The organism is Rathayibacter iranicus NCPPB 2253 = VKM Ac-1602 (assembly GCF_003149025.1).
GTDB classification, from domain to species: domain Bacteria; phylum Actinomycetota; class Actinomycetes; order Actinomycetales; family Microbacteriaceae; genus Rathayibacter; species Rathayibacter iranicus.
In genome coordinates, this window is record NZ_QGDV01000001.1 from 243,328 (window position 1) to 258,368 (window position 15,041).

Genomic DNA, 15,041 nt, shown 5'->3' on the forward strand with positions numbered 1-15,041 from the left:
CCTCAACGGAAGTTGACGAACTGGAGGTCGAGTTCGAGATCGGCTCCGCGCAGCAGGGTCATCGTGGCCTGGAGGTCGTCGCGACTCTTCGAGGAGACACGCAGCTCATCGCCCTGAATCTGCGACTTCACCGACTTCGGCGCCTCGTCGCGGATGAGCTTGTTGATCTTCTTCGCGTGCTCTTGGTCGATGCCCTCCTTGAGCGTGGCCTCGATCCGATACTCCTTGCCCGAGGCGAAGGGCTCGCCAGAGTCGAGGCTCTTGAGGCTGATGCCACGTTTGATGAGCTTTGACTGGAACACGTCGAGGATGGCGTTCGCCCGCTCCTCGGTGTTGGCCTTGATTAGGATTTTCTCGCCGCTCCATGCGATCGAGGCGCCGACGTTCTTGAAGTCGTAGCGCTGCTCGACTTCCTTGTGGGCTTGGTTCAGGGCGTTGTCCGCCTCCATCTTGTCGATCTTGCTGACGACGTCGAACGTTGAATCTGCCATGGCTGCGAGTGTAGCTATCAGGCGCTACTGGTATCCCTGAGTGAGTGCGCCGCTTCCCCTCCCTCTTTCTGGTTCCGCTCGTCGGGCTACTCGTCGTGGGCTGCGGTCGGCACGCCCCTGCGCGGCAGGTCGAGGAGGGGATGTCGACGGTCCCGCCCGCCGCGACGACGCCGGTCGCCGCCGATCCGGCCGTGCTGAGCGATCCCGCAGAGGCGGCGGGGACGCCGGTGCGCCTCCTGACCGACGAGAACTGGCTGGCCGGGGCCGCCGAGAAGACGGGCATCCCGCTGCGAGCACTCACCGCCTACGCGGGTACCGCCCTGCTCACCTCGATCGTCACTCCGGGCTGTCGGCTCGACTGGGCGACGCTCGCCGGTATCGGCTACGTCGAGAGCCGGCACGGCACCATCGACGGCGGCGAACTCGGAGCCGACGGCCGACCGACCACATCGATCTATGGCCCGCGGCTGGACGGCACGCGCTTCGATCGCGTCGAGGACAGGGACGGCGGAACCCTCGACGGTGACGCGGAGGTCGACCGCGCAATGGGGCCGCTTCAGATCATCCCCGCGACCTGGATGGCCTGGGCGTCGAGCGGCTGGGATCCGCAGAACGTCGACCAGCAAGCGGTGACTGCGGCCCGCTATCTCTGCGCGTCCGGCGGCGATCTCTCGACGGAGTCGGGCTGGCGCGCGGCCATCGCCGCCTACAATCCGGCCGAAAGTTACGCGGGGAAGGTCGCGGAGGCGGCGTCGCGCTATGCGGATGAGGTCTCCTGACGCAATGTCGTCCCGATTTCCGATCCGTCCACCCCGTGGGTATCCTGATCCAGCGTCTCCGGTTGTGAACACGGTCGGGTGCGCCACGGCGAGTTACCCTAGCGGCCAAAGGGATCTGACTGTAAATCAGACGGCGTAGCCTTCGGGGGTTCGAATCCCTCACTCGCCACCAGATCGTGTTGTGCGGTAAATCGCACATCCCTTAATGTGATGTTTATGTCACATGAACGGGGAACGATCATCAGGTCGGCCAGTGGCGTGGGTGCACTCGTCGCCGAGAGCCGCGCAGGGCAGGGGCTGACGCAGGCGCAGCTCGCTGAACGGGCCGGAGTGACGCGGGAGTGGCTCAACCGGTTCGAGGCGGGATCGCCCTCCGTGACCCTGTTCCGTGTGATGAGGGTCCTCCGGGAGCTGCGGTTGGAGGTCGTCGTGCGCGCGGCGGACACCCGGGATAATGGCTGAACTCGCCCTGTTCCTCGACGGGGAGCCGGCCGGACTTCTTCGGCAGGGTGTCACTGGGAACGTCACCTTCGAGTACGACGGCGAGTACTCTGCGTCGGCGGCCGCAACTCCGCTTTCGCTGTCGATGCCGCTCGAGCGCCGGGCGCATCCGAGTCGCGCGGTGCTGCCGTTCCTCGAAGGTCTGCTCCCGGATAGCGCCGATCGGCGGAACGCCCTCGCCCGGGAGCACGGAGTTTCCGCGAGGAATCCATTTGCGCTGCTCTCGCACATCGGCCGGGATGCGGCTGGCGCTGTGCAGATCCTGCCCGCGGGAGAGAGCAGCCCCGATGCTGCGCGGCGTCAGGGGGACGTCGAACTGCTCGACGACGATCGCTTCGCCGACGTTGTCGCCGACGTGATCGCCAATCGGGACGTCTGGGGGAGGCGCGAACTCGGCGTCCGCTGGAGCCTGCCGGGAGCGCAGCCAAAGATCGCGCTCTTCCGATCACGCGATCAACTCTGGGGAGTCCCGAACGATTCGACTCCGACAACGCACATCATCAAGCCTGCGGTCCCGCCCTACCCGGACCACCATCTCAACGAGTTCATGACGATGGCAGCGGCTCGCCACCTAGGCCTGGACGTCGCGAACGACACGATGATCGTGACGACCCGCGGTGATGCGGCCTTCGTCTCCGAGCGGTACGACCGCGTCACGATCGGTGCTCGGTGGGTGCGGCTGCACCAGGAAGACCTCTGCCGGAGCATGGCTGTCCTGCCTCAGAAGAAGTACCAGGTCGACGGGGGCCGAGCGTCCGGCAGATCGCTCGCCTGTTCCGTAGTCTTCCGGAGGCACAGGACAGGGTGCGTAACGCGGAGCGGTTCTACGACGCCCTCGTCTTCTCCGTCGCCTCGCAGGGGACTGACGCCCACGCGAAGAACTACTCGCTCCTGCTCGAAGGAGACCGCGCAAGGCTGGCGCCCCTGTATGACCTGGGCAGCCATGCACCGTACCCCACGCGGGGCGCGGCGCTGACACTCGCGATGTCCATCGACGACGAGTACCGCATCCGCGCCATCGGGACGGATGCGCTCGTCCGCGCCGCCGTCTCGCTCGGCCTCGACGCGGGGTACGCGCGAGACCGGGCGGGCGTCATCACGGCAGGAGTGGTCGACGCCTTCGATCGCGCGGCTGACGAAGCGCGCGCCGTCCTTGGACCGCACGTGTTCATTGACCGGCTGGTAGACGGGATCGCGTCGTGGGCCGAGGAACGCGGCTGGCGATGACTCTGGTCAGTTCGTGAGCGTCGAGAAAGGGGCCGCGATGATCGTCTGCGGCGCAGCGATGGTGATGAGCGCGTCGTCGGCGAGGTGAACTCTGGCGAACACCGAATTCAGGAGAGTGAATTCCTCGGAGGGGATGCGCTGACCATCGACTCGAATGATCCCTCTTTTCCTCGGCGCTGACCGGAGCCTCTCGATCAACTCCGCGCGACTGGCCGTGGCGACCTCCTGCGCACTGTTCTGAAGATGATCGAGCGCGTGGAATGACCACTCCCGCTCGTCGTCCTCGCCGGACTGTGAGGAACGCGTCGTGAAGGGCGTCGGCGCTGTGCCGTCCAGGAGCACGTGACCGGCCTCGACGGTCAGGTCGATGCCGTCCCGTCCGTAGATCGAGTACCCGAGCAATCGTGCATCAGCATGGTTCGATTGCAGGACAGGAAGGCCGAAAGTACGGGCGCGGTCATCATTCACGTGCACTCGAACGATGCCGGGCGGAAGATCTGCCTCAGCCATGCTCAGAGGGAATCGCTCGGATGATCGGCGAGCGCTGTGCCGAGAAGCCCGTTGAGACTGTATAATTCTGCCCTGGTCTCATCCGTCGTTGGATTGTATTTTGGCATCGCTCCCTCCAAGCTTCCATTCGGAGTGCCTATGGGCATCGCGTACTGCCATCCGTCTACGTCGGTTCTCACGTCGTAACCTTTCTTTGCTACTCGTTCCGCATTATAACCGCCAAAAATCAGTGCGGTTGCGCGCACTACTGGCGTAACAAACGGGGCTTTTGAACGACTGCGTTCGTAGGGCCGAGGATTGTCGTCAGGATAATTGCTGAGGTGATCGCTAGCGCGTCGCACGAGAGAGTTGTTGACATTGTCAGCCTTAATCGTAGTGGCTGAACAGGAGGGTGAGGAGTGCGATCGAATGCTTCACGCGAGTAACGATGCCCGCTTCCCATGCATAAAATTCACTCATGCGTCTCGGTCCGACGGTTCCTGAGAAAAAGAGAAGGGTCGCACAGGCGGTATGGCCCTTCTCCGCCGGCGCAAATGAACTCGGATTACATCCGAGCGATCACACCAAGTGCCGTACCAGTGCTGCGTTTTCGCGTGGCGAAAGTCATCCTCGACAGCGGAAGCGTTGTGCGAACTCGGTAGCGGTGAAGGCGGCGCCGACTGTCATTAAATCCAATTTAGGACACATGTCCTGGCGTAGAGATGTAGGTTGCGGTACGCACCCAAATTCCTCCGATGGGTGTTCACTAATGCGAATGTTACCCGTTTCGCCAGGGGAAAGCTTGAGGTCAGACCAGGAGCAAGACCAATCAAGAACTGTTCCGGTGTCGTTGAGGATACTCACGTCGTGGGAGGGTCCGCCCCGCAAAAAATCGTTCGCCCAGAAACCTCCGGCAGCGATGGCAGCAAGCGACACCAACGCAATGATGCACCATAGAAGGCGATTCGAGGGTGAACGTCGTCCGGGTCGAGAGGGCGAGGTGCCAGTCACAAGTTGGTTGTCGGCTCGGTCACTCATGCGGGGCTCTGCTTCTCTTACTGTCCTGGCGGATGTGGGGTGCTGATAGGGCCGCGAAGCCAAGTTCGATCACACGGAGAGAGTAGCGGTAGCAGAAAGGTTCGCCGCTCAGCGTGACGGCAGATGCGCCAAGAGGCCGAAGCCGTACCTGAGGCGCAGATCTTTGCGCGGCGTGTCCCGATGCCGGTGAAGACTACTTTGTTCGTCTTTAGGAAGCGCGAGTCTGCTCGTTCTCGGATGCTGCCGCGCGGCACTGTGCACCATCGAGTCCACCGGTAACGTCCCCCGTCGGTACGGACCGGGAGTCCGCGAGGACGCGCAGAGCAGGCAAAACACTAAGGCGTTTACAAAATTCTCTCGCACGCCCAGCGAACAACCCTCTGACCTTGCATTCCGCGAAGCCCTGTCCCAATCTTGCATAAGCCTCGAGGATTCTCATTCATGAAGCGGTGAGCGTGCAGGGGAACGCATGATGCGCCTCGTCTTTAGGCTTGAGGCATGAGCGACCACGCCTCCCTCCTTGCCATCGCCCGCTCGGTTGCCGTCGAGGCGGCGCACCTCGCCCGTCAGCGGCGGCAGGACGGAGTCGAGATCGCCGCATCGAAGTCCTCGCCGGAGGACGTGGTGACGGCGGCCGATCGCGAGGTCGAGCAGTTGATTCGCCGCCGTATCGACGAGGCACGGCCGGATGACGGATTCCTCGGGGAGGAGTCGGGTGCGGGCGGTGGGACCAGCGGGCTGACCTGGGTCGTCGATCCGATCGACGGCACCGTCAACTACCTCTACGGCATCCCCTCGTACGCGGTGAGTATCGCGGTTGTCGAGGGTGAACCGGACCCGGTGACCTGGACGGCGCTCGCCGGCGCGGTCGTGAACGGCGCGACGGGCGAGGTCACCACCGCGAGCCGCGGTCAGGGAGCGGAACGCAACGGCGTCGAGCTGCGTGTCGCGGTTCCGCCGTCACTCTCTCTCGCTCTCGTCGGCACAGGGTTCGGCTACGACGCCGGCCGCCGGATGCGGCAGGGTGCGGTGGTGCAGGAGCTGCTCGGCTCGGTCCGTGACATCCGACGCATCGGGTCGGCTGCGCTGGACCTGTGCTCGGTGGCGACAGGGCAGCTGAACGCCTATTACGAGCGGGGGCTCAACCCGTGGGACCTGGCCGCGGGCGCGCTCATCGCGCAGGAGGCGGGCGCGCGGGTAGCGGGCCTGGACGGCGCTCCCTTCGGCTCCGGCATGCTCATCGCGGCGCCGGACCCGCTCTTCGTCGAGCTGGAGGAGCTGCTGCGCCGCCTGCGCGCGGACGAGGTCTAGGCGGGGTGTGGAGGGCGTCGGGGAACGCGCCTCCGTGCGGGCAGCACTGGCCGGATCCGGCTTCCGTGGCTAGTCTTTACGAATTCGTGATGTTCGCACAGGATGCACTCACGTCCCCGCACCCCGCCTGCCCCCAACGGAAGATCCTGATTCAGTGAGCCCCGATTCGCCCGCCCCCCTCACGCGCCGCGAGCTGCGCGAGGCCGAGCGACGCGTCGCCTCCGTCCGCAGCACCGCCCCCGCACCTGTGGCCGCCCCTCGCGCGGCGCCGCTCAGGCCCGTGCGCCGCGCCCGCGTCGGCGGAGTCGTGGCCCTCTCGTTCGTCGCCGCGATCGTGGCGGCCACGTCGCTGCCGGCCACGTCGCTCCTGACCGCCGAGGAGGTGCAGGCGCAGGGTCTGGCGAGTTCGTTCGGCGCCGACCTCCGCCGCGGAGCGCAATCCTTCGTCGCCGGCGAGGTCGGCGCCGAGACCGTTGCTCGCGACGGATTCGGCGTCCAGGAACGCAAGACCCAGACCAACGTGGCCGACATCGTCCGCACCTCCGACTCCGGCTTCATGAACGACCCGAACGCGTCAATCCAATGGCCCTTCGCGGTCGGCGTGCCGGTCGGCGACCGGTTCGGCTACCGCAACTGCGCCGGCTGCTCGGTGAACCACGGCGGCACCGACTTCAACCCGGGCGACGGGTCACCCATCCAGTCCATCGCCGACGGAGTCGTGCGCACGGTCATCGACGGCGAGGGCTCGCTCGGCGTCCACGTGATCGTCGACCACGAGATTGATGGGCAGCTCGTGTCGAGCGTGTATGCGCACATGCAGCACGGCTCCGCCGCAGTGCACGAGGGCGACCCGGTGAAGGTCGGCCAGCTGCTCGGACTCGTCGGCACGACCGGCATGTCGACCGGCCCGCACCTGCACTTCGAGATCCGCCTCGACGGCGTGACGAAGGTCGACTCCTACCTCTGGCTCAAGGCAAACGCAGGGCGCTAACGTCGGGCCTACTCCGTCCGCAGCCAGACCGTGACGTCGGCGGGCAGCGCCGGCTCGTGCAGCTCCTCCGACGAGAGCACCACGGAGCCGACGGGCAACTCGACCGGCGCCTCGCCCACGTTCGCGATCACGGTGATCGCTCCGTTCCTGAACGCGAGCACGTCCTCCGGGTAGCCATCGAGCCATTCGAGGACGCTGGAGCCCAGGTCCTCAGCGTGGCGCACCGACAGCAGGGTCCGGTAGAACTCCAGGGTCGAGCCCTCGACTCCGCGCTGACGGTCGCGCGCGAAGAGCGCCCACTCGCGCGGCTGCGGCAGCCAGGAGTCGCCTGTCGAGTTGAAGCCATAGGCCGGCGCCTGAGCCTCCCAGGGGAGCGGAACCCGACAACCGTCGCGGCCGTAGCGTTCGCCGCGGGTGCGGAACCAGCTCGGGTCCTGCCGGGCGGAATCGGGGAGATCAATCGCTTCGGGCAGGCCCAGCTCCTCGCCCTGATAAAGGTAGGCGGAGCCGGGAAGCGCGAGCATGAGTGCCGTCGCAGCTCGGGCGCGACGCAGACCGAGCACGGGATCGGGCTGGCTCGGAGTGAGCGGGCCGATCCCGTATCCCTGCGGAATCTCGACGGGGAGGCCGAGACGGCTCGCGTGACGGATGACGTCGTGATTCGAGAGCACCCAGGTCGGGGGAGCACCGACAGAGGTGAACGCCTCGACGGAGGAGTCGATGACGTCTCGCAGGTCGGAGGCTCTCCAGGGCGTCTCAAGGTAGGCGAAGTTGAAGGCCTGGTGCATCTCGTCGGGCCGCACCCATTTCGCGAGCCGCGACAGCGGCTGCACCCACGCCTCGGCGCAGAGGACGCGGTCGTCCGGGTACTCGGCGAGGAGGACATGCCAGTCGCGGTAGATCTCGTGCACGCCCTCCTGCGCAAAGTAGGGCGCAGTGGTGGGATCGTCGCGGTTCTTCGAGGACGTTCCGCTCATCGGGCTGTAGTGGGCCGGAGGCGTGTAGTCCGGCAGTCCTGGCGCCTTGATCATCCCGTGCGCGACGTCGACGCGGAAGCCGTCGACACCGCGGTCGAGCCAGAAGCGGAGAACCTCGCGGAAGCGCTCCCGCACCCACTCGTTCGTCCAGTCGAAGTCGGGTTGCGTGGGGTCGAAGAGGTGCAGGTACCACTGGCCCGCAGTGCCGTCGGGCTCGGTGACTCGACTCCAGGCGGGCCCGCCGAAGACCGACACCCAGTTGTTCGGCGGCAGCTCGCCCGACTCGCCCCGCCCGTCGCGGAACATGTATCGCGCGCGCTCGGCACTGCCGGCAGGGGCGACCAGCGCCTCCTGGAACCAGCGGTGCGCGCTCGAGGAGTGGTTCGGGACGAGGTCGATGATGATGCGGATACCGAGGGCGTGCGCGCGAGCGAGCATCGCATCGAAGTCCGCGAGGGTGCCGAAGAGCGGATCGACGTCGCAGTAGTCGGCGACGTCGTAACCGGCGTCCTTCTGCGGCGAGGTCATGAAGGGCGAGAGCCAGACGGCATCGACGCCGAGTTCGGCCAGGCTGTCGAGCCGTGAGGAGATGCCGGGCAGATCGCCGATGCCGTCACCGTCACCATCGGCGAACGAGCGGGGGAAGATCTGGTAGATCACGGCGGTGCGCCACCACTCGGCTCCCGGGTGCTCACCTCCCTCCCGAGACGGACGGGGTGAGTTCTCGGGCACGTTGGAAAGGGTGGAATCCACTGTCATGGCATCGAGCCTAGGGAGAGGGTGGGTCCGCCGGTCTGGGGATGTGCGCACGCGAGGGTGCGAGCGACAATCCGCGCTTTTAGGCCTGCTCGTCGGCGCGGTTGACCGCGTCTGCGAGCTCATCGATCACGAGGAAACCGGGAGACACGGACTCGGCCCGGTACGCCGCCCGGCCGACCATGTGCGCCGAGACCGGCACGGTGAGCAGCTGGAAGCCGATCACGAGCACGATCGTTCCGGCCGCGGCGAAACCGGGATTGCGGATCGCCACGGCGAGCATCACACAGATCAGCCCGAGCACCTGCGGCTTGGTGCCGGCGTGCATCCGCGAGAGGAGATCGTCGAAACGCAGCAGGCCGACGGCGGCAATGAGTGAGAGCAGTGCGCCGATAATCAGCAACACGGCGGTGAGAATGTCGAAGAACAGGTCCATGTCAGTCCTCTTCGCGATTCGCCATGAACTTCGCCACGCTGATCGAGCCGAAGACGGCGAACAGCGCGAGCCCTAGAGCCACGGGCAGAGTGCTCGCGTGGTGGTTGATTGCCATCTCGGCGCCGATCCCACAGATGATCGTCGCGACGAGCACGTCGGCGGCGACGACGCGGTCGAGCACCGAGGGGCCGCGGAGGATGCGCACGAGCGCGAGCAGGCAGGCGACCCCGAACACGGGTACCAGAATCCAGACGAGCCAGCCGATCATCCGACCGCCCCTGCCTTGGCATCGAGCGGCTGGTTCACGCGCCGTACGTCCTCTCGGGAGCCGATGGCGCGGACGATGCGCGCCTCCGTCTGCAGGACCGTGCGGCGCACGTCCTCGATCCGCTCGCCCTCATCGTGCAGGACGCCGAGCACGTGCAGGTAGAGCACGTTCTGCTGCGGGTCGACGTCGATCACGAGCGACCCCGGCACGAGCGAGACGGCCTCGGTCGTCCAGACGAGCATCCCCTCTGAGCGGCTGCGCAGGTGCACGGCGACGATCGCGTTGTGCACCGGCACCGGCAGGGCGACGATTTGCCACGAGACTCGGACCGACGCGACGGCGATGTCGTAGAGGAGGCGCAGGAGGAAGACCAGCACGAACCAGGGGTTCACGCGGTTCGAGAACTCGACCGGCGGCAGGTAGAAGACTCGCGTGATGAGCAGGGCGATCAGAAAGCCGGAGACGACCGAGAGCACCGAGACGTCGTCCCAGAGCAGCACCCAAATGCCGACCAGGGTGACGAACATTGCGACGCGGTTCCAGATGTCGATGCGGCGGCGGGGGCTCATCGGGGGCCCTCCTCTCCGAAGGACGAGTCTCGGTAGACGGTCGCGATGTAGGTCGCGGGATCGGCGACGGCGCTCGCGGCGTGCTCGCTCGCGTCGTAGAGCGGACCGGCGCCGACGGTGAGCGCGACGCCGACCACGACCATGCCGGCGGTCGCGAGGACCATCATCGGCGGGGAGTGACGGGTGCGGATGCTGCCCGTGTCGTGCGGGTCCTCCTGGAGCTGGTCGATCAGGGGTGATTCGTAGCCGGGCACCTCCTCCTGGCGCCGCCAGAACGCCATGTTCCAGACGCGAGCGACCGCGTAGAGGGTGAGCAGCGAGGTCACGGCGCCGGCCGCGATGACGGCCCAGATCAGCCACGACGGGCGGTCGACGGCGGACTCCGTGCCGGCGACGAAGAGTCCGACCTTGCCGAGGAAGCCGGTGAACGGCGGGATGCCGCCGAGGTTCATCGCCGGGATGAAGTAGAGCAGGGCGAGCAACGGCGAGGCCTTGAGGAGCCCGCCGAGTCGCAGGATCGACGTGGTGCCGCCGACGCGCTCGATCAGGCCGGTCGCGAGGAACAGGGTCGTCTGCACCGTGATGTGGTGGATGACGTAGAAGATCGTCGCCGCGTAACCGGCCGGGGTGCCGATGGCGATCCCGAACACCATGTAACCGATGTGCGAGACGAGGGTGAACGACAGCATCCGCTTGATGTCGGCTTGCGCGACCGCGCCGAGGATGCCGACGATCAGCGTCAGCAGCGCCACCACCAGCAGCACGTCGCTCAGCCTGCCGCCCGGGAAGAGCAGCGTCTCGGTGCGGATCAGCGCGTACACGCCGACCTTGGTGAGCAGTCCCGCGAAGACCGCGGTGACCGGCGCCGGAGCGGTCGGGTACGAATCCGGGAGCCAGAACGAGAGGGGGAACACGGCCGCCTTGATGCCGAAGCCCAGCAGCAGCACCACGTGCAGTACCAGCTGCACATCGGCCGGCAGTTCGGCGATGCGGATCGAGAGCTGCGCCATGTTGACGGTGCCGGTCGCGCCGTAGAGCAGGCCGATCGCCGAGAGGAAGAAGACACTCGAGACCAGGCTGACGACCACGTATGTCGTGCCGGCCCGGATCCGCGGCGCCGTGCCGCCGAGAGTGATCAGCACGTAACTCGCGGCGAGCAGGATCTCGAAGCCGACGTAGAGGTTGAACAGGTCGCCCGCGACGAAGGCGTTGAGGATGCCCGCCGAGAGGATCAGGTAGGTCGGGTGGAAGATCGTGACGGGCGTCTCGCGATTGCCGTCCACCAGGCCCTGGCCGACAGAGAAGAGCAGGACGCCCAGCAGCGTGATTGAGGTGATCACGAGCATCAGGGCGGCGAGTGGATCGACGACCAGGACGATGCCCCACGGCGGCTCCCAGCCGCCCACGTAGACGGCGCTGCCGCCCTCGTCGCCGGCGAGGACCAGCACGAGCAGCACCGAGGAGATCACGAGCACGCTCGAGAGCGTCGCGATATTCACGGTGATCTGCGCGCGCCGGTGGCGACCGAGGATCAGCGCGACGGCCGCTCCGAGGAGGGGGAGGGTGACGACGAGCGGGATCAGGGCATTCATCGGTCCTCCTTCCTGTCGTCGGTCATGGCGCTCTCCCCGTGCTTGGCGGCGGTGCCCTCGTCACTGGACTCGAGCAGCACGTCGAGCGCCCGGTCGTCGGCGGTGGTCTGGGCCGAGATGCCGGCGGCGTCCTCGCGGACGGAGGCGTCTGTCTCGTCGTCCTCCACTTGGTCGGCGTTGGCGAGGCGCCAGCGCCGGTAGATCATCGCGAGGAGGAACGCGGAGACGCCGAAGGTGATCACGATCGCCGTCAGGATCAGCGCCTGCGGTAGCGGGTCGGCCATCTCGGCGGCGATCTGCTCGTAGGAGCGGCCGTCGTCGGTGACGAAGGGGGCGACGCCCGAGCGGCCGGCCATCAGCAGGATCAGGATGTTGGTCGCATTCCCGACGAGCAGGAACCCGATCAAGATGCGGGTGAGGCTGCGTTCGAGCATCTGGTAGACACCCGCCGCGTACATCGCGGCCATCACGACGACGAGGACAAGCGTGATGCTCATGAGCCGTCCCCTCTGCCTGGTCCGCCGACGACTGTGGAGCCGGTGGGGAGTGTCGTCTCAAGGCCGTCGACCGTGCCCACTGCGGGGCCGGGCGTGTTGGCGATCGAGTGGGTGACGCCGTCACCTGAGGGTGCGCCGTTCTCGGCCTCCTCGCCGTGGCGGTCGACTTCACCGCCGAGGCTGCGCAGGATGTCGAGCGCGAGGCCAATCACGATCAGGTACACCCCGATGTCGAAGAGGGTGGAGGTACCGAGGTGGAGCTCGCCGAGCACCGGCACCTCGAGATCGAGCCAGCCCGACTCCAGAACCTCGAGGCCGAAGGCGAGCGAGGAGACGGCGGTGCCGACGGCGAAGAAGAGGCCCAGGCCGAGCACCTTACCCGCGTCGATCGGAGCGGCCTCGCCGAGTTCGAAGCGGCCGCCCGCGAGGTAGCGCGCGACCAGGGCGAGACCCGCGAGCAGGCCGCCCGCGAAGCCTCCGCCCGGGGCGTTGTGGCCGGCGAAGAGCAGGTAGACCGAGACGATCATCGCCGGGTGGAAGAGCAGGCGCACCAGAACCTCGAGCACGATCGAGCGGTTCTCGGGACGGAGGGTGCGGCCGGCAACGAGCCAGGAGCCGCGGTCGCCGGTGTTCTCGGGCCCGGCGGATTCGCGGCGGTCACCCGCGCCTTGCATGTCGAGGCGGGGCGCGCCTCCCGCCCGGCTCGAAAGGAAGATCAGGCTTGCCACTCCGGTCGCAACCACGACCAGCACCGAGATCTCGCCCATTGTGTCCCAGGCGCGGATGTCGACCAGGAGGACGTTCACGATGTTGCGCCCTTTCCCCTCCTCGTAGGCAAGACGCGGCAGGTCGGCCGAGATCGGCGTCGCCGTGCGGGCGCCCAAAGCGATGGTCGCGGCAAGGGCCATGACGGCTCCGACCGCGATACCGATGACCGCGCGCAGGCGCTTGCGCATCGGCTGGTGCTTCGTCGCGATCCTGGTGGGAAGGCGGCGCAGCACGAGCACGAAGACCACCAGGGTCACCGTCTCGATGAGGGCCTGAGTGAGAGCGAGGTCGGGAGCACCCTGCAGCGCGAAGAGGGCGACCATCCCGTAGCCCGTGGCGCCGGCCAGGAGCACGGCGGCGACGCGATTGCGGGCCACGGCGCAGAGCACCGCGGCGAGGATCATCACGGCCGCGACCGCGAGCTGCCCCGGACTGTCCCAGAAGACGAGATCACCCGGCCAAGTGCGGTTCAGGGCGGCCGCGCCGCCCACACCGAGCACGAAGACGGCGAAAATCACCGTGAGGTAGCGGGGGAGCGAGCCGCGCTGCACGAACTCGGTGACGGTACTCGCGACGCGGTCGAGCGAGCGGACGCTCGCCCAGTAGCCCTCGGCGGAGTCGATCCGGTGAGGGAGCATCGATTGGGCTCGGGCGACGACCACGCGCTTGGCGAAGAGGAGGAGGCCGACGGCAATGACCAGGGCGCTCAGGCCCAGCGCTGGTTCGAACCCGTGCCACAGGGCGAGGTGGTAGCCGCCGTGGTCCGAAGCCTCGGCGGCCGCGGCGAGCTGCGGGTCGGCGTCCGGGGCGGCGTACGGGAGCGTATCGGCGTAGACGGCCACGAGCGGATCGAGCACGGAGGCGGTCAGCCCGCCGATCACGGTGGCGGCGGCGAGCAGCACCGGAGCGGCGGTGAACGTCCACGGCTCCGCGTGCAGGTGCGTGTCCGCCAACCCCTTTTTCCGCGCGAAGGCACCCCAGAAGAAGCGGGCGGAGTAGGCGACGGTGAGGATCGAGCCGAGTACCAGCCCGACCAGCGCGACCCAGGCCCAGAACGAGCCCTGCTCGAGTGCCGAGATCAGGCTGGTGAACACCGCCTCCTTCGCCACAAACCCGAGGAGCGGCGGGACTCCCGCCATCGAGAGCACGCCAATCAGCGCCGCGGCCGCGAGGACGGGCGCCTGCCGGCCGAGGCCGCTGAGCTTGCGAAGGTCGCGCGTTCTTGCGCGGTGGTCGACGATCCCGACCACGAGAAAGAGCAGCGCCTTAAAGAGGGCGTGGCCGATCAGGAGCGTCAACCCGGCGAGCGCGGCGTCGCGCGAGCCGAAACCGACCGCGACGGTCAGGAAGCCGAGCTGACTGACCGTGCCATAGGCGAGCACGAGCTTGAGGTCATATTGCCGGAGCGAGCGCCAGCCGCCGACAAGCATCGTCCAGACTCCGGCGCTCACCACGACGGGTAGCCAGACGGAGTCGTCGGCAAAGCCGGGCGCGAGGCGTGCCACGAGGTAGATGCCCGCCTTCACCATCGCGGCGGCGTGCAGGTAGGCGCTCACCGGTGTGGGCGCGGCCATCGCGGCCGGCAGCCAGAAGTGGAAGGGCACCAGGGCCGATTTCGAGAAAGCACCGAGCAGTACGAGGATGAGCGCCACCGAGGTCATCGGTCCGGAGGGGGCCGCGTCGACGATCCCCGAGAGGCTCGTCGTGCCGGCCTGCACGATCAGGACGATGATCCCCACCAGCATCGCCAGGCCGCCGAGCGTCGTGACCAGCAGCGCCTGGAGACCTGCTCCACGGCTCTCTTTCCGGCCGTTGTAATGGCCGATTAGGAGGTAGGAGAGGACGCTCGTCGCCTCCCAGAAGACGAAGAGGATGATGACGTCGTCGGCAGTAACGAGGCCGTACATCACTCCGGCGAAGGCGAAGAGCAGCGCGGCAAACCGGCCGAGCGAGGGCTCGTCAGGCTCGAAGTAGCGGGCACAGTAGGCGAGCACGAGCGCGCCGACCCCGCTGACCACCAGCGCGAGCACGATCGAGAGCGCGTCGAGCCGGAAGGAGAGCGCGATATCGAGCGCTGGGATCCACGGCACGCTCTCGCGGATCTCGCCGCCGTCGAGAATGGTCGGGAGCGCCGTGGCGGTGGCGACGAAACTCGCCGCAGGCACGAGAGCCAGCGCGTAGAAGGTCTTAGGGCCGAAGCGGCCGACGATCCACGGGGTGACCACGGCGAGCGCAAACGAGATGAGGAGGATGAGGAGCATCACATGTTCCTCTCAACGTGTACCCAGCGCATTCGTCCGCCAAGGATACCGGAGGCGTTTCCTGCCCAACCTGAGTGTGGAGAGGCTTGA

The 15,041-nt window shown here is 67.1% G+C and carries 13 protein-coding genes, 1 tRNA gene and 1 pseudogene; 6 read left to right on the top strand and 9 right to left on the bottom strand.

The features are described from left to right. Nucleotides 1–2: 2 nt before the first annotated feature. Nucleotides 3–491: a YajQ family cyclic di-GMP-binding protein gene (locus B0H03_RS01180; RefSeq protein WP_104266314.1), complete on the bottom strand. Its 489-nt coding sequence runs from the start codon at nucleotides 489–491 to the stop codon at nucleotides 3–5. Nucleotides 492–535: 44 nt separating this feature from the next. Here B0H03_RS01180 and B0H03_RS01185 point away from each other — a divergent pair, with 44 nt between their 5' ends. From B0H03_RS01185 to B0H03_RS17630, 4 genes and pseudogenes are all read left to right on the top strand, one after another. Further along, nucleotides 536–1,270 carry a lysozyme family protein gene (locus B0H03_RS01185; protein ID WP_127844074.1) on the top strand — a complete coding sequence of 245 codons (735 nt, stop codon included), beginning with the start codon at nucleotides 536–538 and terminating at the stop codon, nucleotides 1,268–1,270. A gap of 87 nt (nucleotides 1,271–1,357) precedes the next feature. Then, nucleotides 1,358–1,442: transfer RNA gene (locus B0H03_RS01190), tRNA-Tyr, on the top strand. An 86-nt stretch (nucleotides 1,443–1,528) separates the two neighbouring features. Beyond that, complete coding sequence (locus tag B0H03_RS01195) at nucleotides 1,529–1,732, top strand: helix-turn-helix domain-containing protein (protein WP_181075092.1); 204 nt, start codon at nucleotides 1,529–1,531, stop codon at nucleotides 1,730–1,732. Beyond that, nucleotides 1,725–2,998: pseudogene (locus B0H03_RS17630) on the top strand (HipA domain-containing protein). Before B0H03_RS01195 ends, B0H03_RS17630 begins: the two are co-directional and overlap by 8 nt. 6 nt (nucleotides 2,999–3,004) lie before the next feature. On the opposite strand, the gene B0H03_RS01210 reads toward B0H03_RS17630, so the two are convergent. Continuing rightward, entirely contained in the window at nucleotides 3,005–3,508 is a 504-nt protein-coding gene (locus B0H03_RS01210) for a hypothetical protein (RefSeq protein WP_104266317.1), read from the bottom strand. A gap of 1,515 nt (nucleotides 3,509–5,023) precedes the next feature. Between B0H03_RS01210 and B0H03_RS01215 the strand changes: the two genes are divergently transcribed. Both B0H03_RS01215 and B0H03_RS17210 read left to right on the top strand, forming a co-directional pair. Continuing rightward, nucleotides 5,024–5,836: an inositol monophosphatase family protein gene (locus B0H03_RS01215; RefSeq protein WP_104266318.1), complete on the top strand. Its 813-nt coding sequence runs from the start codon at nucleotides 5,024–5,026 to the stop codon at nucleotides 5,834–5,836. A 154-nt stretch (nucleotides 5,837–5,990) separates the two neighbouring features. Then, a complete protein-coding gene (locus tag B0H03_RS17210) occupies nucleotides 5,991–6,827 on the top strand; it encodes a M23 family metallopeptidase (protein WP_104266319.1) in 837 nt (278 codons plus the stop codon). Nucleotides 6,828–6,835: 8 nt separating this feature from the next. Here B0H03_RS17210 and B0H03_RS01225 read toward each other — a convergent pair whose 3' ends face one another. From B0H03_RS01225 to B0H03_RS01255, 7 genes are all read right to left on the bottom strand, one after another. Continuing rightward, nucleotides 6,836–8,563: a glycoside hydrolase family 13 protein gene (locus B0H03_RS01225; RefSeq protein ID WP_104266320.1), complete on the bottom strand. Its 1,728-nt coding sequence runs from the start codon at nucleotides 8,561–8,563 to the stop codon at nucleotides 6,836–6,838. Between the two features lie 79 nt (nucleotides 8,564–8,642). After that, nucleotides 8,643–8,996: a monovalent cation/H(+) antiporter subunit G gene (gene mnhG, locus B0H03_RS01230; RefSeq protein WP_237399264.1), complete on the bottom strand. Its 354-nt coding sequence runs from the start codon at nucleotides 8,994–8,996 to the stop codon at nucleotides 8,643–8,645. A gap of 1 nt (nucleotide 8,997) precedes the next feature. Continuing rightward, nucleotides 8,998–9,264: an MrpF/PhaF family protein gene (locus B0H03_RS01235; protein WP_104266321.1), complete on the bottom strand. Its 267-nt coding sequence runs from the start codon at nucleotides 9,262–9,264 to the stop codon at nucleotides 8,998–9,000. Continuing rightward, nucleotides 9,261–9,833, bottom strand: a complete 573-nt coding sequence (locus tag B0H03_RS01240) for a Na+/H+ antiporter subunit E (RefSeq protein WP_104266322.1) — start codon at nucleotides 9,831–9,833, stop codon at nucleotides 9,261–9,263. The genes B0H03_RS01235 and B0H03_RS01240 overlap by 4 nt, the downstream gene beginning before the upstream one ends. Then, nucleotides 9,830–11,425, bottom strand: coding sequence for a Na+/H+ antiporter subunit D (locus B0H03_RS01245; RefSeq protein WP_104354406.1), 1,596 nt, complete (start codon nucleotides 11,423–11,425; stop codon nucleotides 9,830–9,832). Before B0H03_RS01245 ends, B0H03_RS01240 begins: the two co-directional genes overlap by 4 nt. Next, the gene (locus B0H03_RS01250) at nucleotides 11,422–11,922 is read right to left on the bottom strand and encodes a Na(+)/H(+) antiporter subunit C (protein WP_104354407.1); all 501 of its coding nucleotides are present in this window, start codon (nucleotides 11,920–11,922) and stop codon (nucleotides 11,422–11,424) included. Before B0H03_RS01250 ends, B0H03_RS01245 begins: the two co-directional genes overlap by 4 nt. Beyond that, entirely contained in the window at nucleotides 11,919–14,951 is a 3,033-nt protein-coding gene (locus tag B0H03_RS01255; protein ID WP_104354408.1) for a Na+/H+ antiporter subunit A, read from the bottom strand. Before B0H03_RS01255 ends, B0H03_RS01250 begins: the two co-directional genes overlap by 4 nt. Nucleotides 14,952–15,041: the final 90 nt, after the last annotated feature.